We start from the raw sequence: 24,260 nt of genomic DNA on the forward strand, positions 1-24,260 counted from the left end.
CCTACACGGTTACCAGGGGGCATGGGAAACCAGCTGGCCGCTGAAAAAACCCCAGGTGATCAGACCGAGGGTAAGGGCGGCCAGCGTGACACGCACACTCAAGGCAATGACGAGGCGGTTTGAGCTGCTGTCGTCCTTGACCAGAAAAAACAGGCCGCTGAACAGGCTGACAACCGTGGCAATCAGCATCAGGACGATGGCTGCTTTGAGCATGGTGGGACCTCCGGGGGACAAGCGATGCACTTGAGTATAGCTATCGCGATGACCAACTTTCTGGCGATGCCATGAAGCGCTTTCGGCCGGGTATCGTGCCAACGCTGGTGGTCGCGCTGTTGCTGCCGCTACTGGTGTCCCTGGGGTTCTGGCAATTGAGCCGGGGCGCGGAGAAAAGCGCGCTGCTGCACACCTACGCCGAGCGCCGGGCCGCCGAGCCGATGGCCAGCACCGAGCTGCAATACACCGCTGACCCGGCTTTCCGCCGGGTTCGCCTGCACGGCCGCTTCGATGCCGAACACAGCCTGCTGCTGGACAACAGTCAACGTAACGGCAGGGTCGGCGTCGAGCTGTTGCAACCCTTTCATGATCAGGCCAGCGGGCTCTGGCTGCTGGTCAATCGCGGCTGGCTGCCCTGGCCGGAACGCCGCACACCCGTGCAATTCAAGACACCTGCCGAGGCAGTCAGCCTCGACGCGTGGGTCTACGTCTCCCCCGGTGCACCATTTCAGTTGCATGCAGACCCGGCGACAGCGACGTGGCCGAAGCTGATTACGGCCGTTGAACCGGCCAGTCTCTGGAAGACGCTGAACCGCGAAGGCTTTGCCTTTGAGCTACGCGCCGAAACCGGCCCCGCCACCTATCAGGCCGACTGGCCGGTGGTCGCCACGGGCCCGGAAAAACACATCGCTTATGCCGTGCAGTGGTTCGCCATGGCGATCGCCCTGTTCGGTCTTTATCTCTATCTCGGCTGGCACAACGCAAAGGAGAAACACCATGGGAGCGGCCATGAATCCACCCAGCATGTCTGAGGCGAAACCTTCGGTGAACCGGCGCAAGGGCCGTATGCAACTGCTGCTGATCCTGCTCGGGGTAATCGGTCCGATGATCCTTGCCACCGGCATGTACAAGCTGAATTTCTGGGTGCCCGAGGGCCGCAGTTATCACGGCGAACTGATCGGCAACGGTCAGACCCGCGCGGACATTGGCGTGCAGGCCCAGGAAGAGCGTTGGCAAATCCTGGTGACCGCGCCCAAAGATTGCGCGGTGGACTGCCAGCAACTGGTGTATCTGGCGCGGCAGATCCAGATCGGCCTCGGCCGCGATGCGTCCCGCGCCAGCCATGCATTGGCCGCCGCGCAGGCGCTGAACAGCGATTACGAGACTAAACTTCAACGCGAGTACCCGCAGTTGCAACGCTATTCACTGGACTTGCCTGCCTACACAAAAGGCGCTCAGAGCAATGACGTGCCGCACCTGTGGATCATCGACCCCCACGGCAATCTGGTGCTGCGCTACGACCCGTCGGTGAAGGGCAAGGACCTGCTGAACGATCTGCGCCACCTGCTGAAACTGTCGAACATCGGATAAGGGCATCGTCATGGCCAAGCCTGGATTTCGCCTCGCGTTGTTTGCCACCTTGCTGGCACTGATCGTGGTATTGCTCGGCGCCTACACCCGCCTGACCCACGCCGGCCTCGGCTGCCCGGACTGGCCTGGCTGCTACGGTTTCATCAGCGTGCCGAAAAGCGAAGCCCAGCTGGCCCATGCCGAATTGCATTTCCCGGACGCTCCGGTCGAGGCCCACAAGGGCTGGAACGAGATGATCCACCGCTACTTCGCTGGCACGCTGGGCGTGTTGATCGCGGTGTTGGCCGGTCGTGCGTGGTTGCATCGCCGTCATCCGGGGCAACCGGTGAAGTTGCCATTGTTTCTGTTGGCGGTGGTCATCGGACAGGCCGCGTTCGGCATGTGGACGGTAACGCTCAAGCTCTGGCCGCAGGTGGTCACCGGGCATTTGCTTGGCGGCTTCGCGACCTTGAGCCTATTGTTTCTGCTGACCTTGCGCCTGTCCGGCGTGCTGCCGGCGCTGACCGTGCCACGACGTTTGCAGCACTGGGCGACGGCGGGGCTGTTGCTGGTGATCGGGCAAATCGCCCTCGGTGGCTGGGTCAGTTCCAACTACGCCGCCGTGGCCTGCATCGACTTTCCGACCTGTCACGGCCAGTGGTTGCCGCCCGCCGACTTCGCCAATGGCTTTCATCTGACCCAACACATCGGCCCGAATTACCTCGGCGGGCAACTGGACAGCGATGCCCGTACGGCCATCCACCTGACCCATCGCATCGGCGCCTTGCTGGTCACCCTGGTGTTGCTCGGTCTGGCCTGGCAATTGAAGGCGGTCGGCATGACGCGCCTGGCAGGCCTGGTGCTGATCGCCCTTGGCGCACAAATCACTTTGGGCATCAGCAACGTGCTATTTCATCTGCCTCTGCCGGTGGCCGTCGCACATAACGCGGGCGGCGCGGCGCTGTTGCTGACCATGGTGCTGGTCAACTACCACGCCCGAACCAGTCTGGTCCGGGTCAAGCAGCCAACGCGCTGGCGCTTCAGCCTGCGTAAACATTCAGCCGGGCCCATAACAATAAAAGGAGAGATGCCATGGCGATTCTGATCGGCGAACGTCCCAGTCAGGCGATCTGGCGTGACTACCTGGAACTGACAAAACCCAAAGTCGTGGTGCTGATGCTCATCACGTCACTGGTGGGGATGTTCCTCGCGACCCGTGCCGGGGTGCCGTGGACGGTGCTGGTGTTCGGCAACCTGGGCATCGCCCTGTGTGCCGGTGGCGCCGCGGCGGTCAATCATGTGGTGGACCGGCGCATCGACGCGGTGATGGCGCGCACTCACAAACGGCCGCTCGCCGAAGGCCGAATTTCTCCGACCGCCGCGCTGACGTTCGCGCTGGTATTGGCGGCCCTCGGGCAAGCCATGCTGCTGGCGTTTACCAACCCGCTGACCGCGTGGTTGACCCTCGCCTCGCTGCTTGGCTATGCGGTGATCTACACCGGATTCCTCAAGCGTGCGACCCCGCAGAACATCGTCATCGGCGGTCTGGCCGGTGCCGCGCCGCCCTTGCTCGGCTGGACCGCAGCCACCGGTCACGTCAGCGCCGAACCGCTGCTGCTGGTGCTGATCATCTTCGCCTGGACCCCGCCGCACTTCTGGGCGCTGGCAATCCATCGCAAGGAGGAATACGCCAAGGCCGACATCCCGATGCTGCCGGTCACCCATGGCGAGCACTACACCAAGATTCATATCCTGCTGTATACCTTTGCGCTGCTCGCCGTCAGCCTGATGCCCTACGTGATCCACATGAGCGGTATGCTCTACCTGGTCTGCGCGCTCGGGCTGGGCGCGCGCTTTCTGCAATGGGCCGTGGTGTTGTACCGTGGCACTCGGCCGCACGCGGCGATCAACACGTTCAAGTACTCTATTTACTACTTGTTCCTGCTGTTTATCGCCCTGCTCGTAGACCACTACTTACTGTTGAACCTATGACTCGAACCCAGAAAACCGTCTTCATCCTCGTCGCCCTGGTCGCACTGATCCTGGGCCTGACCGTCAACAAGGTACTGTCCGGGAAAGACCAGGGCGACCCGACGGCGCTGATCGACGCCGGTATCATTTTGCTGCCGCAAGGCCGCAATCTGCCGGACGTGACGATGACCAATCAGGACGGCCAGCCGGTCGCGATCAATGAATTGAAGGGTAAGTGGAGCCTGCTGTTCTTCGGCTACACCTTCTGCCCGGACGTCTGCCCGACCACCCTCGCCCAGCTGCGACAGATCAAGAGCGAGTTGCCGCCCGAGGCGGTGGATAAGTTGCAGATCGTGCTGGTCAGTATCGACCCCAATCGCGACACCCCCCAGCAGCTCAAGCAGTACCTGGGCTACTTTGACCCGCAATTTGTCGGCCTGACGCCAAAGTCGATCGATGAGCTGCAAAAGGTCTCCAACGCGGTGAGCATTCCGTTCATTCCGGCGGACACCAACAAGCCAAACTACACCGTCGACCACAGTGGCAACCTCGCGGTGATCGGGCCGGACGGCACGCAGCGCGGCTTCATCCGGGCGCCGTTGAACAACGCGAAGCTGGTGGCGCAGTTGCCGGTAATGCTCAAGCGCAACTAAAGACACCGCTAAACCTGTGGGAGCGAGCTTGCTCGCGATGAGACCGTAATATTCAACATCTACATTGACTGATACACCGCCATCGCGAGCAAGCTCGCTCCCACAGGGGGGCGGTGTTTCTGGCACAAAAAAAGGGCGCATTCGATGCGCCCTTTTTTGTTGCTTTCAGTCGGTCAGAACGCCGGCACTACCGCGCCTTTGTACTTCTCGAGGATGAAGGCCTTCACTTCCGGGCTGTGCAAAGCTGCAACCAGCTTCTTCATCGCCTCGCTGTCCTTGTCATCCGGGCGAGCCACCAGGATGTTCACGTACGGCGAGTCGTTGCCTTCGATGACCAGCGCGTCCTTGGCCGGATCAAGCTTGGCTTCCAGCGCGTAGTTGGTGTTGATCAGCGCCAGGTCGACCTGGGTCAGCACGCGCGGGATGGTCGCGGCTTCCAGTTCGCGGATTTTCAGGTCCTTGGTGTTCTCGGTGATGTCCTTCACGGTCGACAGGATGTTGTTCGAATCCTTCAACTTGATCAGCCCGGCCTTGGCCATCAGCAACAGTGCACGGCCGCCGTTGGTGGCGTCGTTCGGGATCACCACGTTGGCGCCGCCAGGCAATTCAGCGAGGGTCTTGTACTTGCTGGAGTAAGCGCCCAGGGGTTCCAGGTGCACGCCAGCGACGGATACCAGGTTTGTGCCCTTGGCCTTGTTGAACTCATCCAGGTACGGCTGGTGCTGGAAGAAGTTGGCGTCCAGGCGCTTTTCCGCGACTTGCACGTTCGGCTGGATGTAGTCGGTGAAGACCTTGACCTTCAGCTCCACGCCTTCTTTGGCCAGGGTCGGCTTCACGAATTCGAGGATCTCGGCGTGTGGCACCGGGGTGGCCGCGACGGTCAGGGTGTCAGCCGCGTGGGCCGAGAATGCGGCAACGGCAGCGAAGGCGACGAGTAGTTTTTTCATTCAGCTAACTCCTTGTGAGGCGCCCGTTTGGCGCCTGCCAGCGAATGGCCGGCTCATGTCTTACTTGCGGGAAAAGTGGACGACCAACTTGTCGCCAACGGTTTGTAGTACCTGGACCAGGACCAGCAGCAACACCACTGTCACGACCATCACATCGGTCTGGAATCGCTGGTAACCGAAGCGGATTGCCAGGTCACCCAGACCACCGGCGCCGACAACACCCGCCATCGCCGTGTAGGACACCAGTGTAATTGCGGTCACCGTAATCGCCGCGAAGATGCCCGGACGAGCCTCAGGCAGCAACGCATTGGTGATGATCTGTCGCGTGGTCGCACCCATGGCCTGGGTGGCTTCGATGATGCCGCGGTCCACTTCACGCAGGGCGGTTTCCACCAGGCGCGCGAAAAACGGCGTGGCACCCACCACCAGCGGCGGGATCGCACCGGCAACGCCGAGGGATGTACCGGTGATCAACACGGTGAACGGAATCATCACGATCAACAGGATGATGAACGGCAGCGAACGCAGGATGTTCACCACCAGCGACAACATCGCGTAGACACCTTTGGCTTCCAGCAACTGGCGCGGGCTGCACAGGAACAGCAGCACGCCCAGCGGCAAGCCGAGCAGCACGGTGAACAACAGCGAACCGCCGAGCATCAGCAAAGTGTCGCCGGTGGCCAGCCAGATTTCGAGCCAGTCGATGTTGGCGAAGAAACTTGTCAGGGCTTCCATTAGCGCAGCACCTCCATGTGGACGTCGGCTGCGGTGAAGCGGGCGAACGCCGCCTCCATGTCACCGCCGGTCACGGCCAGGGTCAGTTGCCCGTAAGGGACGTCTTTGATGCGGTCGATACGACCGGCCAGGATGCTGTAGTCCACCCCGGTTTCCCGGGCGACGGTGCCCAGCAACGGCGCGTAGGTCGCATCGCCCTGGAAGGTCAGACGCACGATGCGCCCCGGTACGTGAGCGAAGTCGTCACGCTGTTCGCTTTCGTCGATCTGCTCGTCTTCCTGCACAAAGCGTTTGGTGGTCGGGTGCTTCGGATGCAGGAACACCTCGGCCACCGAGCCTTGCTCGACGATCATGCCGGCGTCCATCACGGCCACTTGGTCGCAGACCCGGCGGATCACGTCCATTTCGTGGGTGATCAACACGATGGTCAGTTTCAGCTCGCGATTGATCTCGGCCAGCAATTGCAGGACCGATGCAGTGGTTTGCGGGTCGAGAGCGCTGGTGGCTTCATCGCACAGCAGGATTTTTGGCTTGGTCGCCAAGGCGCGGGCAATGCCGACACGCTGCTTTTGCCCGCCGGACAATTGCGCCGGGTACTTTTTCGCGTGGTCGGACAAACCGACCCGCGCCAGCAACTCGGCCACGCGCGCATCGATCTCGCTGCGCGACAGTTCGCCGGCCAGGGTCAGTGGCAGTGCGACGTTGTCGGCGACGGTCTTGGAGGCCAGCAGGTTGAAGTGCTGGAAAATCATCCCGACCTGCTGACGGAAGCGGCGCAGGCCGTTGGCGTCGAGCGCGGTGACTTCTTCACCGTCGACGGTGATCTTGCCGCCACTGGCGTTTTCCAGGCGATTGATCAGACGCAGCAGGGTACTTTTTCCTGCGCCGGAATGACCGATCAAGCCGAAAACCTGCCCGTTCTCAATCGTCAGACTGGTCGGATGCAGCGCGGGGATTTCCTTACCGGCGACGCGGTAGGTTTTATGGACGTTTTGAAACTCGATCACGTAGCGAACCTTGTGGGGCGCGTTAGAAAAGGGTCAGCGGTTAGCCGGGCGCGCATTTTAGCCTGTCCGTATAGAGGTTCTTAGCATTTATTTCGCATTTGTCCTGTCATTTGGCAATAACGCGATCAAAGGTCAGAAAAAAGGAACGGCTGAATAAGCTCGTCAGTCACTACTTAGGCCACTGGAATATGCCTGAGGAGTTCACGCCTGATGAGTACCAAGAAGCCTGCCGCCACCAAGAGCGTCCTGGCCGGGACCGATACCCCGGACCGCCACAACACCAACGCCAAGCTCGACAGCCTGAAAGCATTTCGCTCCGATGCCACTGAGCAGGCCTTGCGCACTAACCAGGGTGTGAAGGTGGCGGACAACCAGAACACCCTGAAGGCCGGGGCCCGCGGACCGTCGCTGCTGGAAGATTTCATCATGCGTGAAAAGATCACGCATTTTGATCATGAGCGCATTCCCGAACGCATCGTTCACGCTCGCGGCACCGGTGCCCATGGTTATTTCCAGAGCTATGAAAACCATTCGGTGCTGACCAAGGCCGGTTTCCTGCAGGACCCCGCGAAGAGAACGCCGGTGTTCGTGCGCTTTTCCACGGTACAGGGGCCGCGAGGGTCAGGCGATACCGTGCGTGATGTACGGGGTTTCGCCGTGAAGTTCTTCACCGACGAAGGCAACTTCGACCTGGTGGGCAATAACATGCCGGTGTTTTTCATACAGGATGCGATCAAGTTTCCCGACTTCGTGCACGCGGTCAAACCCGAGCCGCATAACGAAATCCCTACCGGTGGCTCGGCCCACGATACGTTCTGGGACTTTGTTTCGCTGGTACCGGAGTCGGCGCACATGGTGATGTGGGCAATGTCCGACCGGGCGATCCCGAAAAGCCTGCGCAGCATGCAGGGCTTCGGCGTGCACACCTTTCGCCTGATCAATGCCGAGGGCAAGTCGCGCTTCGTCAAATTCCACTGGCGCCCTACGGCCGGCACTTGCTCCCTGGTGTGGGACGAAGCGCAGAAACTTGCGGGAAAGGACGCCGACTACCATCGGCGTGATCTGTGGGAGTCGATTGAGATCGGCGACTACCCGGAATGGGAGTTGGGGGTGCAGGTCATCGAAGAAGAAAATGAACACGCCTTCGATTTCGACATTCTCGACCCGACCAAGCTGATTCCCGAAGAGCTCGTGCCCATCACGCCGCTGGGCAAGATGGTGCTGAACCGCAACCCGGACAACTTCTTCGCCGAAACCGAGCAGGTTGCCTTCTGCCCCGGGCATATCGTTCCGGGGATCGATTTCTCCAACGACCCTCTGCTGCAAGGTCGATTGTTTTCCTACACCGACACGCAAATCAGCCGACTCGGTGGGCCGAATTTTCACGAGATCCCGATCAACCGTCCGGTGTCGCCCTTCCACAACGGTCAGCGGGATGCGCAGCACCGCACCACCATCGACAAGGGACGTGCGTCTTATGAGCCGAACTCCATCGATGGCGGCTGGCCAAAGGAAACGCCTGTTTCGGCTCAGGATGGAGGATTCGAGAGTTATCCGGAGCGCATCGACGCCAACAAGATTCGCCAGCGCAGCGAGTCGTTCGCCGACCACTTCTCCCAGGCTCGCTTGTTTTTCCACAGCATGAGTGAGCATGAACGGGAGCACATCATCTCGGCCTACAGCTTTGAATTGGGCAAGGTTGAGCGTGAGGCGATCCGCGCCCGGGAAGTGAACGAAATTCTCGCCAATATCGATCTGGAGTTGGCCAAGCGAGTGGCGCAGAACCTTGGATTGCCTACGCCGGCTCGAGGAACCGTCGAGGTGCGCAAAACCGCACCGGATCACTCTCCGGCATTGAGCCAGGCCAATTTATTGCCGGAGAACATCAAGACGCGAAAAGTCGCGATTCTGGCGGCCAATGGCGTTGATAGCGTTGCGATTGATGCGATGAAGAAAGCGCTTGCAGCGCAGGGCGCTCACGCGAAGTTACTGGGGCCGACCTCTGCACCCGTGAAAACCGCCGATGGCAAAACCCTGGTGGTCGATGCTTCGATGGAGGGCTCGCCGTCGGTGGCATTCGACGCGGTGTTCGTGCCGGGCGGAGCCGCGTCGATCAAGGCGCTGAGTACAGACGGCGTGGCGCTGCATTACCTGCTGGAGGCATACAAACATCTCAAGGCTATCGCCTTGCAGGGTGAAGCGAAGCAGTTGCTGGATGTGTTGAGGCTGGAGGCTGATGTGGGATTGATCGTGGGGACGGACGCGAAATTGATCAAAGGGTTTTTCGCCGCGATCGGGCAACATCGGGTTTGGGACAGGGAGGCGAAGGCCAGGGTGATTCCGGCCTGAGGATCTTTGGAGCTAAAGAGGCCGCCATCGCGAGCAAGCTCGCTCCCACAGGGATCCGAGTTGCCACAAATCTTGTGACCAACACGTCTCTACTGTGGGAGCGAGCTTGCTCGCGATGCTTTTAAGATTTGCGGGGTGTTAGAACCATCTGCGCCGGAACACTGCGCAAAATCTGTCGCTCCAGCTTCAGGTCAAACTCGGGATCGAGCTTGTTCACCCGTTTTGTCAGCAATGTCGCCAGCCAAGGGTAATCATCGGTGCGTGGAGCCTGAATGCTCACCTCGCACTGAAAATTCACCACATCGGCGGCGATGGCATCCAGTTGGCGACGCAGTTTGCCCATATCGTTGATATTCAGCGCGACCGTGGTGCTTTCAGCCGTCAGATCGATGACCTTGGCTTTTGGCTTGGCTTCGGCAGCCTTCAGGGCGGCTTCGGCTTTTTCCAGCTCGGCCTTGCGCGCCTGGGCAATCGAGCCGTTGACTCCGCCGGTCAGTGCCGGAGCCTTGGGCATCAACGCGCGGGCACGGCTCAGGGCGGTTGCAGCGGCATCCACATCACCTTTTTGCAGCACGATCTGGCTGCGGCGCAGATAGGCTTCGGCCAGTTGCCGCTGGTACTGCTCAAGGGATGCATCGTTGGGCGATTCGGCCTGCAAGGCCGCCAATTGGTCTTCGGCGGTGGCCAGTTCATCGCTGGCGATGTTTTGTTCCAGCTGTACGATGGCCGTGGCTCGCGCATTGGCGGCCTCGGTGGCCGCCGGTGGCGTGCTTTGGCAGGCGCCCAGCAGCAAAGAAAATGCGACAAGGAGCAGATAACGGGAGGCGAACGACTTCATTCCTGCGACTCTCTATTTGCGCAAAAAACGAGCAAGTCTACACCCCTCGGCGGGGCAGAACAAAACTCAGCAGAAACAGCGCGGCGGCTGCCACCACAATCGACGGGCCGGCCGGGGTGTCCTTGAACCAGGACAACGCCAGCCCGCCACACACGGCGAGTATGCCCAGCAGGCTCGCGCCCAGTGCCATCTGCTCCGGCGAGCGGGCGTGACGTTGTGCCGCAGCCGCCGGGATGATCAGCAACGAAGTGATCAGTAGCACGCCGACGATTTTCATCGCCACGGCAATCACCACGGCGATCAGCAACATCAGCGCCAGGCGCAATCCGGCCACTGGAAGGCCTTCGACCCTGGCCAGTTCTTCATGCACAGTGATTGCCAGCAATGGCCGCCACAATGCAACCAGCAAGGCCAGCACGGCCGCACTGCCGCCAAGAATCCAGGCCAGATCGGTTGGACTGATTGCCAGCAGGTCGCCGAACAGATAGGCCATCAGGTCGATCCGCACTTCGTGCATGAAGCTTAGTACCACCAGGCCCAGTGAGAGCGTGCTGGGTGCGAGAATTCCCAAAAGCGTGTCGGATGCCAATGGCTGGCGTTGTTGCAAGGTCACCAGTAACACCGCCAACAGCAAGCAGCCGACGGTCACGGCAACCGTCGGGCTGACGTCCAGCAGGAAGCCCAAGGCCACGCCGAGCAATGCCGCGTGGGACAGGGTGTCGCCAAAATAAGCCATGCGTCGCCAGACCACGAAAGACCCCAACGGGCCTGCGACAACGGCCAGGGCCAGACCTGCAAGCAGGGCGTAGAGCAGAAAATCAGCCATGCTTGCAGCCATCTCCGTGAACATGGGGTTGGCCCGATGCGGGCGCCTTGACCACTGAGCCGTGCAAGTCGTGGGCGTGGTCGTGATGGTGGTGATAAATCGCCAGGCTTTGTGCGTTTTTTCCGAACAGCTCGACGAACGCCGGATCGCCGCTGACCTGCTCGGGATGGCCTGAACAGCAGACGTGACGATTGAGGCAAACCACTTGATCCGTGGTGCTCATCACCAGATGCAAATCGTGGGAGACCATCAGCACGCCGCAACCGTGACGGTCGCGCAGGCGGGTGATCAGGCTGTACAGCTCAGCCTGGCCGGCAACGTCGACACCCTGTACCGGTTCGTCGAGTACCAGCAACTCCGGTTCGCGCAACAAGGCCCGGGCCAGTAGCACGCGTTGCATTTCACCACCGGAAACGCTTTGCACCGGACTGTCGATGACCTGCTCGGCACCGACTTCCTTGAGTGCCGCCAAGGCCATCGCACGGTCTACGCCCGGCACCAGGCGCAGGAAGCGCAGCACCGACAGCGGCAGGGTCGGGTCGACATGGAGTTTTTGCGGCATGTAGCCGACCCGCAGTTTGGGCTTACGCCAGACGTTGCCGCTGTCCGGTTTCAACAGGCCGAGCACGGCACGTACCAGTGTGGTTTTGCCGGCGCCGTTGGGGCCGATCAGTGTCACGATCTGCCCAGGCTCGACACTCAGCTCAATGTTGTCCAGCACCGGTTGCCCGGCGAACGTGACGGCAACCTGCTCTAGACGGATCAGCGCGTTGCTCATCAAGCCCCCTGGCAACCCGAGCACAGACCGACCACTTCGACGGTCTGGCCTTCGACGATAAACCCGACATCCCTGGCGCTGGCGATGATCGCGTCGCTGATGGATTTTTGCTCGAGCTCGATGGCGGCGTGGCACACACGGCAGATCAGGAACTGACCCTGGTGTGCATGTTCCGGGTGATTGCAGCCGATAAAGGCGTTGAGCGAGGAAATCCGATGGACCAGGCCGTTTTCCAGCAGGAAATCCAGCGCGCGGTACACCGTCGGCGGCGCGGCGCGGCGACCGTCCTGCTCGCTGAGGACCGCGAGAATGTCGTAGGCGCCCAGCGGCTTGTGGCTTTGCCAAACCAGTTCCAGCACCCGTCGGCGCAATGCGGTCAGGCGCAGGCCTTGACGAGCGCACAGGGCGTCGGCCTCGGACAAAGCGCTGTGAACGCAATGCGAGTGGTCGTGGGGGCGGCTGGCAATCGGTGTTTTTAGCATGAGCGGCGACGAGTTTTGTGAGAGACGTTATTATGTTACCCGTTCTCGCCTCTTCGAGTGGTCATCGTGTCCCGTCTTTTTTCTATCTTTGTCGCATTTTTCGCAAGTTTTCTGCTGATCGGTCCGGCGCAGGCCGAGGTCAAGGTCCTTACCAGCATCAAGCCCCTGCAGTTGATCGCCGCAGCGGTGCAGGACGGCGTGGCGATTCCTGAGGTCTTGCTGCCACCGGGTGCCTCGCCGCACAACTATGCACTGCGCCCTTCCGACGTACGCAAGGTGCAATCGGTGGACCTGCTGTACTGGATCGGCCCGGACATGGAAGGTTTCCTGCCTCGCGTGCTCAATGGTCGTACGCTGCCCAGCGTCGCCGTGCAGGATTTGCCAGGCATGAAACTGCGCCGTTTTGCCGAAGATAGCCACTCCCACGCCGAAGAAGCCGACGACCACGACCACGATCATCGCCCAGGCAGCCTGGATGCACATTTGTGGCTGTCGCCGGTCAACGCCCGGGTCATCGCCACGAAAATGGCGGCTGACCTGAGTGCGGCCGATCCTGACAATGCCGTGCGCTATCAGAGCAACCTGAAAGCCTTCGACGAGCGTCTCGATGCGTTGGATGCGCGCCTGAAGAAGCGCCTGGCCGATGTTCAGGGCAAGCCTTACTTCGTGTTCCACGAAGCGTTCGATTACTTCGAAGACGCCTACGGCCTCAAGCACGAGGGTGTGTTCAGTGTCGCGGCCGAAGTGCAACCCGGTGCCCAGCATGTCGCGGCGATGCGCGCGCGTTTGCAGGAGGTCGGCAAGACCTGCGTGTTCAGCGAACCACCGCTGCGTCCGCGCCTTGCGGAAACTCTGGTGGCGGGCTTGCCGGTGAAGCTGGCGGAACTGGATGCGTTGGGCGGTTACACGCCGGCGACTGCCCAGGGCTATGAGCAGGTGCTGGAGAAATTGGGGAATGATCTGGCGGGGTGCCTGGAGTCGTTGTAATTCGAAAAAAGTGGCGCCCCCATTCGCGAGCAGGCTCGCTCCCACAAGGATCACCGTGAACCTGTGGGAGCGAGCCTGCTCGCGAAGCCTTTAAAGGGCGAAAGGCAACGGCGTATTGACCGTCTGCCGCTGCGCCAGGCGCAGCTGGAATTCCATCGGATCGTGAATCAACACGTCCTGCCCGGCAAACGACTCTGCCGCGATCAAGCGTGACAACCAGAACCGTACGCAAGCCACCCGCAGCATGGTCGGCCACAACTCGGCTTCGGCAGCGGTGAACGGTCGCAAGGCCGCATAAGCGCCCAGCAAGGCCCGTGCTCGCGGTCCATCGATCACGCCCTCGTCGTCCGAGCACCAGTCGTTCAAGGCAATCGCCACATCGTAGAGCATCGGCCCGGAGCAGGCGTTGTAGAAGTCGATCAGTCCGGTCAGGTGTGTGCCTTCGAACATCGCGTTGTCGCGGAACAGGTCGGCGTGAATATTCGCCCGCGGCAGAGCGAGGATTTTTTCTTTCTGTCGGGTGATTTCTTCCAGCGCCCGTTGTAGCAGGTCTTTCTGTTCGGCATCGAGGTGCGACAGGAACTGCGTGCCCTCTTCCAGCATCCAGTCCAGGCCGCGATCGGTTTTGCGCTTGATCATGTTGGCCTGGGTCGCCAGGTGCAGATGGCCGAGCAACTCACCGACCTGTGCGCAGTGTTGCGCATTGGCGTGCTTGATGTGTTTGCCGGCCAGGCGCGGTTGCAGCAACGCAGGTTTGCCCGCCAGTTCGCGCAAGGCCACGCCGTCGGTGGTGCGCAGGGCGTAAGGCACCGGCAGGTCGGCGCCGTGCAGTACGTCGAGCAGTTCGATGAAGAACGGCATTTCCTGAACTGGACCGCGCTCGACCAGGGTCAGGACAAATTCGCCCTGCTCCAGGCTGATGAAAAAATTGGTGTTTTCGCTACCGGCGGCAATCCCCTGGAAATCAAGCAGGCGGCCGAGGCCATAAGGGGCGAGAAAAGCTTCCAGCTCGGGCCGAGCCAGGGGGGTGAACACAGACATGTTTAAGCTGCCAGTACGGGCGCCATTGTTGAGCCAGCGCCGATTGAAATTAAGAAACTACTTCCACTCGAAAATCTTCCACGACGGAATCAGCATATCGGGCTGATCCGAGCGGATAAAGTTACCGTCCGATCCATCGGCGCGCACCAGAAAGTACGGTTTTCCGCCCTTCGGTGTTACCTGAATGGCATACAGGAAGCCATTCTGGCGGTATTCCTTGATCGTATTGTCGCCTTCCGTGCGAATGGTCACATCCGGTTCCGGCGATGGCGCATCGTCCGCCGCCATGACGGCCAATGGTGTGATTGCAAACAAGCCAGCCAGCAACAGGCGATTTAGTGTGCGCATGATAACCTTGTCCCTTTGTCGTCAACGGTCCCGCTATTCTAGCGCCGGACCCGCCGAAAAGGTTGATCCTGCTCATGAGCCAAGCCCCCCTCGTCCTGGTGGACGGTTCTTCTTACCTGTACCGCGCCTTTCACGCGCTGCCACCGCTGACCACGTCCAAAGGCCTGCCGACCGGCGCGGTCAAGGGCGTGTTGAACATGCTCAAGAGCCTGCGCAAGCAATATCCGAATAGTCCGTTTGCCGTGGTGTTCGACGCCAAGGGTGGGACTTTTCGCGATGACATGTACGCCGAATACAAGGCCAACCGTCCGAGTATGCCTGACGACATGCGCGTGCAGATCGAGCCGCTGCACCAGAGCGTGATCGCCCTGGGCTTCCCGCTGCTGTGCGTCGAAGGCGTAGAGGCCGATGACGTGATCGGCACCCTGGCCCGCAGCAGTACGGCGGCGGATCGTCCGGTAATCATCTCCACGGGCGACAAGGATATGGCGCAACTGGTCGATGGTCACATTACCTTGGTCAACACCATGACCGGTAGCAGCATGGACGTGGAGGGCGTGAAGGAGAAATTCGGCGTCGCTCCGGAGCAGATCATCGATTATCTGGCGCTCATGGGCGATTCTTCCGACAACATTCCGGGCGTTCCGGGGATTGGCCCGAAGACGGCTTCAGGCCTGCTGGTCGGTGTGAACGGCGGTCTGACCGAGCTCTATGCGCAGCTCGACATCGTGCCAACCCTGCCGATTCGCGGTGCCAAGACCCTGCCGGCCAAGCTCGAAGAGCACAAGGAAATGGCCTTCCTTTCCTATCAGTTGGCGACCATCAAGGTCGACGTACCGCTGGACATTGGCCTCGACGACCTGCAAATGGGCGCGGAAGATCCGGCGAAACTCTACGAGTTGTACAGCCTGCTGGAGTTCAAGAGCTGGCTGAATGACCTTGATCGCGACGCCAAACGCCTGGAGCTGAGCGCTGCCGCCGAGCCTGCACCGGCCAACGATCTGTTCAGCGAACCCGAGGCCGAAGCACCGGCCGCCGCTGCTGAAGCCGCCTACGAAACCATCCTCGATCAGGCGCGTTTCGATGCCTGGCTGGAAAAGCTGAACAACGCCAAGCTGTTTGCCTTCGACACCGAAACCACCGGCATCGACGCGCAGCAGGCGCAATTGGTGGGGCTGTCATTCGCGGTTCAGGCTAACGAAGCGGCCTACATCCCGTTGACCCATTCCTACATCGGCGTGCCGCAGCAGCTGGACCGCGACACGGTCCTGCGCGCGCTCAAGCCGATTCTGGAAGACCCGAACAAGCTCAAGGTCGGCCAGCACGCCAAGTTCGACATGAATATCCTGGCCAACTGCGCCATCGGTGGCGTACAGGACAACGGCATCACCGTGCGCGGCATCGCCTTCGATACCATGCTCGAGTCCTACGTGCTCAACTCCACGGCCACGCGCCATGACATGGACAGCCTGGCGCAGAAGTATCTGGACCACACCACGGTGAGCTTCCAGGACATCGCCGGCAAAGGCGTGAAACAGCTGACGTTCGATCAGATCGCCCTTGAGCAGGCCGGGCCTTACGCCGCCGAAGATGCGGACATCACCCTGCGTCTGCACCAGGCCCTGTTCGAAAAGCTCTCGGCCATTCCGAGCCTGGCCAGTGTGCTGACCGACATCGAAATCCCGCTGGTGCCGGTGCTGGCGCGCATCGAGCGCCAGGGCGCATTCGTCGACGCCGCTCTGCTGGGCGTGCAAAGCATCGAGCTGGGCGACAAGATGGTCGCACTTGAGCGCGAAGCCTTCGAGATTGCCGGCGAGGAATTCAACCTCGGTTCGCCCAAGCAGCTCGGCGTGATCCTCTACGAGAAACTCGGCCTGCCGGTGCTGAAAAAGACTGCCAAGGGCCAGCCGTCCACGGCCGAAGAGGTGCTGGCCAAGCTGGCGGAAGACGACTACCGATTGCCGAAAGTGCTCATGGAATATCGCTCCATGAGCAAGCTGAAAAGCACCTACACCGATCGTTTGCCGGAACAGATCAACCCGCGCACCGGGCGGATCCATACGTCTTACCACCAGGCTGTCGCCTCCACCGGGCGCCTGTCCTCCAGCGATCCGAACCTGCAGAACATCCCGGTGCGTACTGCCGAAGGGCGTCGTATCCGCCAGGCCTTCGTGGCCCCGGCCGGTTACAAGCTGCTGGCGGCGGACTACTCGCAGATCGAGTTGCGGATCATGGCGCACCTGTCACGGGATGAAGGGCTGATGAACGCCTTCCGCCACAATCTGGACGTGCACACCGCGACCGCCGCCGAAGTGTTCAAGGTCGAACTGGCCGACGTGACCTCCGACCAGCGCCGCAGCGCCAAGGCGATCAACTTCGGCCTGATCTACGGCATGGGGGCGCAGAAGCTCGGCAAGGACATTGGCGTCGACACCAAGACCGCCAAGGCCTACATCGATACTTACTTCGCCCGATACCCCGGCGTACGCCAGTACATGGACCGCACGCGTGCCCAGGCCGCCGAGCAGGGTTATGTCGAGACGTTCTTCGGGCGTCGCCTGTATCTGCCGGACATCAACTCCAACAAGCCGCAAGAACGCGCCGCCGCCGAACGCACGGCAATCAACGCACCGATGCAAGGCACCGCTGCGGACATCATCAAGAAAGCCATGGTCGCTGTGGATAACTGGCTGACCGCGTCCGGCCTCGACGCCAAAGTCATTTTGCAGGTGCACGATGAACTGGTGCTGGAGGTGCGTGAAGACCTGGTCGACCAGGTTCGCGATGAAATTCGCGTACACATGAGTGAAGCCGCGAAACTGGACGTGCCGTTGCTGGTCGAAGTGGGTGTTGGAAATAACTGGGATGAGGCTCACTGAGCCTTCCTGTAGGAGCGAGCTTGCTCGCGATGGAGTGTCAGGCACATCGTGTTCGACTGAAATTCCATCGCGAGCAAGCTCGCTCCTACAGAAAATGTCGTGTTCTTGCTGCGGCATAGTGCCGCGGCAGAAGGGCGCAATCAGTTTAGTCCGGAAGGCTATCGGCGTTATTTCAAAGCTATTTGAAAAAAATCTGAACTAATCTTGCGAAGCACCACTCAGAGGTACTGAATGGCTGGTGAAGCCCTTCGATGCTCCTATGTTGTGTTAAGTGTTGGCAGATATCTGGACCCCGCCCTAGCGGTCTAGAGCTTGAACCCCGGAACTTCTCCCTCCCCATATGAAGCCCGGGGTTTTTTTTGCCTGCAGAAAGCTGTCTGGAGTGCCCAGACAGCTTTCGCTGCCTTACTGGCCTTCTACCTCGGCGCCCTTGTCCGCCAGCTCCATCCAGCCTGCCAGTACGGTATAGGCTTCTTCCAGGCCCATGCGTTTCGGGGCCGAGAACAGCTGAATCGTCACCAGATCGCCCCAGCCCTTGCGGATTTCCGCCTGGACCTTGAGCAGCGTGTTCTTGGCCGCGCCATAGGTCAGCTTGTCCGCTTTGGTCAGCAGAATGTGCATCGGCATGCCGGCAGCCACGGCCCAATCGAGCATCAGCAGGTCGAAATCGGTCATCGGATGGCGGATGTCCATCATCAGGATCAGGCCTTTCAAACTCTCTCGACCACCCAGGTACGCTTCCAGGTGACGCTGCCAGTGTTGCTTGAGCGGGATCGGTACTTTTGCATAACCGTAGCCCGGCAGGTCGACCAGACGGCGTTCATCGTCTAGCTTGAAGAAATTCAACAGTTGCGTGCGCCCCGGGGTTTTCGAGGTGCGCGCCAGGCTGGCGTGGGTCAGGGTGTTCAAGGCACTCGACTTGCCGGCGTTGGAACGCCCGGCGAAGGCGACTTCGAAGCCCTCGTCATCCGGACATTGGTCGACTTTGGCGGCGCTGAGCATGAAGGTGGACTGTTGGCACAGACCGAGGATGGGATTCTTGAGTTGCATGGGATTTCCGATGTGGGCGGCGCCAGGAATGGGTGCGGCAAGCAGTGTCGCTTCCGTTTCAGTGACGCCAGTATATAATGCCGCAGATTTTGTGTGCGCTTTGTCCCAGCGTAGGATGAAGTTCACGAGAGCGACAGACCTTGATTGCGCACTAGAACGCAGCACGCTCTCAACCCTGAAAAGGTCGTTTTATGACGAAATGGCTGCTAGCTGCCGGTGTCTTGATGCCGCTTTACAGCGCTCAGGCTACACAGGATCCGGAAGCTGTGTACAACCGTGTTTGTGGTGCCTGTCATTCCGGCCAACTACCCATGGCGCCGAAAAAAGGCGATCAGGATGCTTGGACGCCGAGGTTGGCGAAAGGTATGGAGACGCTGGTGCAACACGTGACCCAGGGTTTCAAGGCGATGCCGCCGCGTGGTTTGTGCATGGACTGCAGTGCCGAGGATTACCAAGCCATCATCCTTTGGATGAGCGAGTAAGCCCGGTCCATAACTCTTAACCCTTAGCCGTAGTTGGATTAGCTGATGAAGAAATTGATCGTGAGTCTGCTGTTGACCGTGGGCATCTCCGGCATAGCCCATGCTGCAGGTGAGGCAGTACAACCGGGTGATGCTAAAGCTGGCCAGGCCAAAGCCGCCGTCTGTGGCGCCTGCCACGGCCCGGATGGCAACAGCATGGCGCCAAACTTTCCCAAACTCGCGGGTCAGGGTGAACGTTACCTGACCAAGCAATTGCACGACATCAAGTCGGGCAAGCGCACCGTTCTGGAAATGACCGGCCTGTTGACCAACCTGAGCGATCAGGACCTGGCGGACATCGCCGCCTACTTCGCCAGCCAGAAAGGCAGCGTTGGTGCCGCCGATCCTAAAGTCGTCGCTCGCGGTGAAGCACTGTTCCGTGGCGGCGACCTGGCCAAGGGCCTGCCATCCTGCACCGGCTGCCACTCGCCAAATGGCGCCGGCAACGCAGCCGCCGGCTTCCCGCACCTGGGTGGCCAGCACGCTCAATACATCGCGAAGCAGCTGACCGATTTCCGCAAGGAAGAAGGCGGCCGCACCAACGATGGCGATGCCAAGACCATGCAGACCATCGCCAAGCGGCTGAGCGACGAAGACATCGCCGCGGTGTCCAGCTACATCCAGGGCCTGCACTAAGGCCGGCGGATCGGGCGTTGAACGGGGTAAATATCGCCTGCAACGTTAACGCTCGATTAATCCGTTGCAACGAGTATAAAAAGGGTGGCCTTGGCCGCCCTTTTTTGTGGCCGCTGCCGTTACACTACAGAACTCAAGCCCGCCAGGACCTGTCTGAAAACACGTTGCGCGAGGCGAAAAACTTGTCCAGGAGTGAAGCATGCGTAATCTGATCATCAGCGCCGTTTTTGCCGCTGCCAGCCTGTTCGGCATGACTGCCCAGGCCGCTGAAGCCCCCGCCGCACCTTATGTCGAACTGAGCAATCCGGTTCCGGTCGCCGTGCCTGGCAAGATCGAAGTGGTGGAGCTGTTCTGGTATGGCTGCCCGCACTGCTATCACTTTGAGCCGACAATCAATCCCTGGGCCGAAAAACTGCCATCGGATGTGAACTTCAAGCGTATTCCAGCGATGTTCGGCGGTCCTTGGGACGCTCATGGCCAAATGTTCCTGACTCTTGAATCCATGGGTGTTGAGCAAAAGGTTCATGCCGCGGTGTTCGACGCGATCCAGAACAAAAAAATGAAGCTGACCGATAAGAATGATATGGCCGACTTCCTGGCTACCCAAGGCGTAGACAAGGAAAAATTCCTGGCCACTTTCGACTCCTTTGCGATCAAGGGGCAGGTCGTTCAAGCCCGTGAACTGGCCAAAAAATATGAGATCTCCGGCGTTCCAACCCTGATTGTGAATGGTAAATACCGCTTTGACGTAGGCTCCGCCGGCGGTGCCGAACAGGCCCTGCAACTGGCCGACAAACTGATCGACAAAGAGCGAGCGGCTAACAAGGCTGCCGCCAACTAAGGGCAGTCACTGCCATGCGCCGATGGGGTACTGAACGCATCGTTGGCCTGCATGATCCGCGGGTCAACGAGCATCATCTGGAATCCACGGGCTTGCCCGCAGACAGTCGTCTGCGCTTGCTCAGTTTCAATATCCAGGTCGGCATCAGCACCGAGCGTTACCGGCATTACCTGACCCGGGGCTGGCAGCATCTGCTGCCGCACACCGGGCGTGCCGACAATCTGCAGAAAATCGGCAATCTGCTGGGCGACTTCGATCTGGTCGCCTTGCAGGAGGCCGATGGCGGCAGCCTGCGTTCAGGCTACGTCAATCAGGTTGAGCATCTGGCCCAGCTCGGCGCCTTCCCCTACTGGTATCAACAACTCAATCGCAATCTCGGTCGCCTGGCCCAGCACAGCAATGGCGTGCTCAGCCGATTGCGCCCGTGGGCCATTGAAGATCATCCGTTGCCGGGCCCAAAGGGGCGCGGCGCCATCCTGGTGCGCTTCGGCGAAGGCCCGGAAGCATTGGTAGTCGTCATGATGCACCTGGCGCTGGGTGCCCGGGCGCGCAGCCTGCAACTGGCCTATATCCGCGATCTGATTGGCGACTACAAACACCAGGTACTGATGGGCGACATGAACACCCATGCCAGTGACCTGCTGCAAAATTCCGCGTTGCGCGATCTCGGCCTGCTCGCGCCGCAATTGGAAGCAACGTTCCCCAGTTGGCGTCCACAGCGCTGCCTGGACCATATCCTGCTGAGCCCGAGCCTGACCCTGGAAAAGGTCGAGGTGCTGGCACAGCCCATTTCCGATCACCTGCCGGTCGCGGTAGAGATTCGTCTGCCGGGTTCGCTCACGGCCGATGCATTGCCCGCGTTGAGTCCTGCCCCTCGCGGAACCCATGAATGAGCGACGAAGCACAGCGCTGGAAAGAGAAATACCTCAAAAGCATCGAACAACAGGAAAAGCTCGAACGTCGCTGGGACGCGCGGCTCGACTTGCTGCGCCGTGGACTGGTGCGCAGCACCCTGGCGGCGGAAGGTACTGACCGCGCGGTTGACCAATGCATGAAGGAAATGCGCGAGGTCGTGCGTACCGACGACATGGACGCCGGCCTGGCCGCGCTGATTCCACGCCTGGAAAAAGCCGTGCTCGACTCCGAGCAGCGTCGGGAAACCCGGATCAACCAGACCAGTGCCGCCCTGACTGCACTGGTCACTCAACTGCAAACATTGCCGCTGCCACGGGATGTGAGCCGGCCACTCAAGAGTTTCGCCAAGCAACTGGATGCGCGGGTCAGTCAGGCGCGTGAGATGCCCTTGTTGCTCAGCGAGCTGAGTGGCTTGCAAGGCAAGGCCCTGAGCCAGCTGGAGACCCCGACGGAACCTGGTCGGCCGGGCTTGTTGCAGCGATTGTTCGGCGGTCGCGAAGCAGAAGAGACGGTGGCATCAACGACTGTTTCTCCTGCGCCGGCGGCCCCTGTAGCCGAGAGTCCTGCGGCGGTTATCGAGCCCATCCCGGTCGCGACTGAGACGGCAATCTGCGAAGTACCCATGGCTGAGCGAGTTGAAGAGGCGTCCGCGCTGACCGAGCCAGCCGAGGCTTGCGTTGCTCCGGCAGTCGTGGCCTTGGCACCTGCGGCTGCGGAGCCTCAAACCGCCATCGCAGGCGCGGCAGAAACCGGGTCGACCGAGAAGCCGACCCCGGAAACCATCGAAACACCTCTTGAGTCGCAAGTGAACCCCGACGAGCTGATCGTGCCAGCATCGCCGGATGGCCATGCCTTGCTTGCGATTCCGACAGAGGAGGTGGTCGCCGCAGATCAGCCTCTATCCGGTCACGACACGTTCTATGCACTCCCGGATACCCCAGAGCCCTCCTACAGCTCGGTGGCCAGCCACATCGAACACACGCTGCTGGGGCTGCTCGAAGACCTGACATTGCCCGAGCGTCATCGCCCGCAAGCCGAATCCATGCGCGATCGTCTGAAAAACGGGTTGAACTGGTACGAATTACTACCGATTCTTGACGACTTCGCCACGTTGATGCTGGCCATTACCGACAGCGGCCAGCATGAGTTCGAAGCCTACCTGCAACGACTGAACGAGCGCCTCGAATCGTTCCAGAGCAACTTGCAGGCCGCCACCGCAGGGCACGCCGACAACCGTTCGGCTGCGCGGCAGATGGACACGCAGATCCGCGAACAGGTTGATGGCTTGCAAAGCAGCATGCAGGAAGCGGCGGACCTGGAAGGTCTCAAGCACGTTCTGGAAAACCATCTCGAAGGCTTGCTGGGCACCATGGACCAGCACCAGAAACAACGCGATGAGCGCGAGCAAGAGGTCGCTGCGCGCCTGCACAGCCTGGCCGAGCGCGTCGCTCATATGGAGCAGGAGGCCCAGGGGTACCGTGAGCATCTTGAAGAGCAACGGCAGAAGGCCTTGGTCGACCCGTTGACCGGCCTGCCCAACCGCGCGGCCTGGAGCGAGCGCCTGGATCATGAAGTCAAACAATGGCAGCAACATGGCAATACGCTGTTACTGACCATGCTCGACCTCGATCATTTCAAGCGCATCAACGATAACTACGGGCACCTGGCCGGTGACAAAGTGCTGAAGATCATTGCCAGCGTGTTGCGCAAGCGTCTTCGCGCAACGGACTTCATTGCCCGGTTCGGCGGCGAGGAGTTTGTGCTGTTAATGCCATCCACAGTGCCGGCGGCGGGACTGAAGTTGCTGGAAAGCCTGCGTGCCTCCATCGAGGCCTGTCCGTTCCACTTCAAGGGAGAGCCGGTGACCATTACCGTATCTGTCGGAATGTCGGCGTTCAGGCCGGGTGAGCACAGTGATCAAGTGCTTAAAAGAGCCGATCAGGCGTTGTACCGTGCAAAAAATGCCGGCCGCAATCGCGTGGAGCCGGGCTGAACATTATTTGTTCCATATTTGTTTAATTCGTGGCGATTGCCGTCAACCCGCAAGGCATTACGTTACACTGTTGCATTATTGTCTTGTGTGTACTGCCTTTCGCCATGAAATATCTTGCTCTGATCCTGTCACTTGTTCTGCTGGCTGGCTGCGCCAGCGGTCCCCGTTTTGACACCAGTCATCCTTCAGCCAATTACGACAGTCGTGTGCAGTTCGTGGTGGTGCATTACACCAACGCCTCGATGGAGCGTTCGCTGCAACTGCTGACCCGCGGCGAAGTCAGCAGTCATTACCTGATCGGTGACGACAAGGGCGCCACAATCTACAAGCTGATGGATGAAAATGTTCGTGCCTGGCACGCCGGGGAGAGCGAATGGGATGGCCGGACCTGGCTCAATTCCAGTTCCATTGGTATCGAAATCGTCAACCCGGGGTTCAAGGACACTCCAAACGGGCGCGTGTGGTACCCCTACAGCGAAGATCAGGTTCAGTCCTTGATCGTGTTGCTCAAGGACATCAGCAAGCGTCAGGGCATCAAGCCTCGCGACATCATCGGCCATAGCGATATTGCGCCGTTGCGCAAACTGGACCCGGGGCCGCTGTTCCCCTGGAAGCGTCTGGCTGCCGAGGGTCTGGGTATCTGGCCGAACGAACAGGCGGTCGCGCGCCAGCAAATGCTGTTCGCCGATCAGTTACCGAGCATCAGCTGGTTTCAGGCGCAATTGGCCCGTCTGGGTTATGCCTCTCCACAAACCGGCGAGCTCGATGTTGCGACACGACATGTGATAGCGGCATTCCAGATGCACTTCCGCCCGGCACGCTTCGATGGCACTCCGGATGCGCAAACAGCCGCGCTGCTTTTGGTGTTGAATCAGACAAAATAATGGCGCCCGCCCGGCG

General features: G+C 60.4%; 25 protein-coding genes. 14 read left to right on the forward strand and 11 right to left on the reverse strand.

All coding sequences use genetic code 11. The features are described from left to right. Nucleotides 1-9: 9 nt before the first annotated feature. Entirely contained in the window at nt 10-213 is a 204-nt protein-coding gene (locus tag Q8X48_RS11790) for a twin transmembrane helix small protein (protein WP_015092894.1), read from the reverse strand. 71 nt (nt 214-284) lie between these two features. Here Q8X48_RS11790 and Q8X48_RS11795 point away from each other — a divergent pair, with 71 nt between their 5' ends. Genes Q8X48_RS11795 through Q8X48_RS11815 form a run of 5 tightly spaced genes read left to right on the forward strand, consistent with a single transcriptional unit; the run spans nt 285 to nt 4,187 of the window. Further along, nucleotides 285-1,025 carry an SURF1 family protein gene (locus tag Q8X48_RS11795; RefSeq protein ID WP_407800701.1) on the forward strand — a complete coding sequence of 247 codons (741 nt, stop codon included), beginning with the start codon at nt 285-287 and terminating at the stop codon, nt 1,023-1,025. Beyond that, complete coding sequence (locus Q8X48_RS11800) at nt 991-1,584, forward strand: hypothetical protein (RefSeq protein ID WP_095967861.1); 594 nt, start codon at nt 991-993, stop codon at nt 1,582-1,584. Before Q8X48_RS11795 ends, Q8X48_RS11800 begins: the two co-directional genes overlap by 35 nt. A gap of 10 nt (nt 1,585-1,594) precedes the next feature. Then, entirely contained in the window at nt 1,595-2,668 is a 1,074-nt protein-coding gene (locus Q8X48_RS11805) for a COX15/CtaA family protein (protein WP_407800700.1), read from the forward strand. Further along, complete coding sequence (gene cyoE / locus Q8X48_RS11810; RefSeq protein ID WP_015092898.1) at nt 2,656-3,555, forward strand: heme o synthase; 900 nt, start codon at nt 2,656-2,658, stop codon at nt 3,553-3,555. The genes Q8X48_RS11805 and cyoE overlap by 13 nt, the downstream gene beginning before the upstream one ends. Continuing rightward, nucleotides 3,552-4,187: an SCO family protein gene (locus Q8X48_RS11815; RefSeq protein ID WP_407800699.1), complete on the forward strand. Its 636-nt coding sequence runs from the start codon at nt 3,552-3,554 to the stop codon at nt 4,185-4,187. The genes cyoE and Q8X48_RS11815 overlap by 4 nt, the downstream gene beginning before the upstream one ends. 173 nt (nt 4,188-4,360) lie before the next feature. Here the strand turns inward: Q8X48_RS11815 and Q8X48_RS11820 are convergent, their stop codons facing one another. The 3 genes from Q8X48_RS11820 to Q8X48_RS11830 are packed head-to-tail and all read right to left on the reverse strand — an operon-like array spanning nt 4,361 to nt 6,876. Next, nucleotides 4,361-5,134, reverse strand: a complete 774-nt coding sequence (locus Q8X48_RS11820; RefSeq protein WP_407800698.1) for a MetQ/NlpA family ABC transporter substrate-binding protein — start codon at nt 5,132-5,134, stop codon at nt 4,361-4,363. Between the two features lie 60 nt (nt 5,135-5,194). Beyond that, a complete protein-coding gene (locus tag Q8X48_RS11825; protein ID WP_008018443.1) occupies nt 5,195-5,869 on the reverse strand; it encodes a methionine ABC transporter permease in 675 nt (224 codons plus the stop codon). Then, nucleotides 5,869-6,876 (reverse strand): methionine ABC transporter ATP-binding protein, encoded by a 1,008-nt coding sequence (locus tag Q8X48_RS11830; protein WP_407800697.1) that lies wholly within the window; start codon nt 6,874-6,876, stop codon nt 5,869-5,871. The genes Q8X48_RS11825 and Q8X48_RS11830 overlap by 1 nt, the downstream gene beginning before the upstream one ends. A gap of 210 nt (nt 6,877-7,086) precedes the next feature. Here Q8X48_RS11830 and katE point away from each other — a divergent pair, with 210 nt between their 5' ends. Beyond that, the gene (katE, locus tag Q8X48_RS11835) at nt 7,087-9,225 is read left to right on the forward strand and encodes a catalase HPII (RefSeq protein WP_407800696.1); all 2,139 of its coding nucleotides are present in this window, start codon (nt 7,087-7,089) and stop codon (nt 9,223-9,225) included. Between the two features lie 121 nt (nt 9,226-9,346). Here the strand turns inward: katE and Q8X48_RS11840 are convergent, their stop codons facing one another. The 4 genes from Q8X48_RS11840 to zur are packed head-to-tail and all read right to left on the reverse strand — an operon-like array spanning nt 9,347 to nt 12,149. Continuing rightward, the gene (locus Q8X48_RS11840) at nt 9,347-10,063 is read right to left on the reverse strand and encodes a PA5502 family lipoprotein (RefSeq protein WP_407800695.1); all 717 of its coding nucleotides are present in this window, start codon (nt 10,061-10,063) and stop codon (nt 9,347-9,349) included. 37 nt (nt 10,064-10,100) lie between these two features. Further along, complete coding sequence (gene znuB / locus Q8X48_RS11845; protein ID WP_015092904.1) at nt 10,101-10,889, reverse strand: zinc ABC transporter permease subunit ZnuB; 789 nt, start codon at nt 10,887-10,889, stop codon at nt 10,101-10,103. Continuing rightward, the gene (gene znuC, locus Q8X48_RS11850; protein WP_095967855.1) at nt 10,882-11,667 is read right to left on the reverse strand and encodes a zinc ABC transporter ATP-binding protein ZnuC; all 786 of its coding nucleotides are present in this window, start codon (nt 11,665-11,667) and stop codon (nt 10,882-10,884) included. The genes znuB and znuC overlap by 8 nt, the downstream gene beginning before the upstream one ends. Beyond that, on the reverse strand, nt 11,667-12,149 hold the full coding sequence (gene zur / locus Q8X48_RS11855; RefSeq protein ID WP_007969799.1) for a zinc uptake transcriptional repressor Zur: 483 nt from the start codon (nt 12,147-12,149) through the stop codon (nt 11,667-11,669). The genes znuC and zur overlap by 1 nt, the downstream gene beginning before the upstream one ends. 66 nt (nt 12,150-12,215) lie before the next feature. Between zur and Q8X48_RS11860 the strand changes: the two genes are divergently transcribed. Next, the gene (locus tag Q8X48_RS11860; RefSeq protein WP_407800694.1) at nt 12,216-13,136 is read left to right on the forward strand and encodes a zinc ABC transporter substrate-binding protein; all 921 of its coding nucleotides are present in this window, start codon (nt 12,216-12,218) and stop codon (nt 13,134-13,136) included. A gap of 90 nt (nt 13,137-13,226) precedes the next feature. Here Q8X48_RS11860 and Q8X48_RS11865 read toward each other — a convergent pair whose 3' ends face one another. Both Q8X48_RS11865 and Q8X48_RS11870 read right to left on the reverse strand, forming a co-directional pair. Continuing rightward, entirely contained in the window at nt 13,227-14,177 is a 951-nt protein-coding gene (locus Q8X48_RS11865) for a homoserine kinase (RefSeq protein ID WP_407800693.1), read from the reverse strand. Between the two features lie 57 nt (nt 14,178-14,234). Next, a complete protein-coding gene (locus Q8X48_RS11870) occupies nt 14,235-14,525 on the reverse strand; it encodes a DUF2782 domain-containing protein (RefSeq protein WP_015092908.1) in 291 nt (96 codons plus the stop codon). Between the two features lie 74 nt (nt 14,526-14,599). Here Q8X48_RS11870 and polA point away from each other — a divergent pair, with 74 nt between their 5' ends. Beyond that, a complete protein-coding gene (gene polA / locus Q8X48_RS11875) occupies nt 14,600-17,404 on the forward strand; it encodes a DNA polymerase I (RefSeq protein WP_407800692.1) in 2,805 nt (934 codons plus the stop codon). Between the two features lie 405 nt (nt 17,405-17,809). On the opposite strand, the gene yihA is transcribed toward polA, so the two are convergent. Further along, nucleotides 17,810-18,454 (reverse strand): ribosome biogenesis GTP-binding protein YihA/YsxC, encoded by a 645-nt coding sequence (gene yihA / locus Q8X48_RS11880; RefSeq protein ID WP_407800691.1) that lies wholly within the window; start codon nt 18,452-18,454, stop codon nt 17,810-17,812. Between the two features lie 191 nt (nt 18,455-18,645). Here yihA and Q8X48_RS11885 point away from each other — a divergent pair, with 191 nt between their 5' ends. From Q8X48_RS11885 to Q8X48_RS11910, 6 genes are all read left to right on the forward strand, one after another. Then, nucleotides 18,646-18,936 carry a c-type cytochrome gene (locus tag Q8X48_RS11885; RefSeq protein ID WP_015092910.1) on the forward strand — a complete coding sequence of 97 codons (291 nt, stop codon included), beginning with the start codon at nt 18,646-18,648 and terminating at the stop codon, nt 18,934-18,936. Between the two features lie 45 nt (nt 18,937-18,981). After that, a complete protein-coding gene (locus Q8X48_RS11890) occupies nt 18,982-19,611 on the forward strand; it encodes a c-type cytochrome (protein WP_015092911.1) in 630 nt (209 codons plus the stop codon). A 199-nt stretch (nt 19,612-19,810) separates the two neighbouring features. Next, nucleotides 19,811-20,452 carry a thiol:disulfide interchange protein DsbA gene (gene dsbA / locus Q8X48_RS11895; RefSeq protein WP_126048484.1) on the forward strand — a complete coding sequence of 214 codons (642 nt, stop codon included), beginning with the start codon at nt 19,811-19,813 and terminating at the stop codon, nt 20,450-20,452. A 14-nt stretch (nt 20,453-20,466) separates the two neighbouring features. Then, on the forward strand, nt 20,467-21,345 hold the full coding sequence (locus Q8X48_RS11900; protein WP_095967848.1) for an endonuclease/exonuclease/phosphatase family protein: 879 nt from the start codon (nt 20,467-20,469) through the stop codon (nt 21,343-21,345). Beyond that, nucleotides 21,342-23,360 carry a GGDEF domain-containing protein gene (locus Q8X48_RS11905; RefSeq protein WP_407800690.1) on the forward strand — a complete coding sequence of 673 codons (2,019 nt, stop codon included), beginning with the start codon at nt 21,342-21,344 and terminating at the stop codon, nt 23,358-23,360. The genes Q8X48_RS11900 and Q8X48_RS11905 overlap by 4 nt, the downstream gene beginning before the upstream one ends. 104 nt (nt 23,361-23,464) lie before the next feature. Continuing rightward, on the forward strand, nt 23,465-24,244 hold the full coding sequence (locus Q8X48_RS11910) for an N-acetylmuramoyl-L-alanine amidase (protein ID WP_015092915.1): 780 nt from the start codon (nt 23,465-23,467) through the stop codon (nt 24,242-24,244). Nucleotides 24,245-24,260 lie beyond the last annotated feature (16 nt).

This window comes from Pseudomonas sp. QLc11A (assembly GCF_052112305.1).
In the GTDB taxonomy this organism is placed as follows: domain Bacteria; phylum Pseudomonadota; class Gammaproteobacteria; order Pseudomonadales; family Pseudomonadaceae; genus Aquipseudomonas; species Aquipseudomonas laurylsulfatiphila.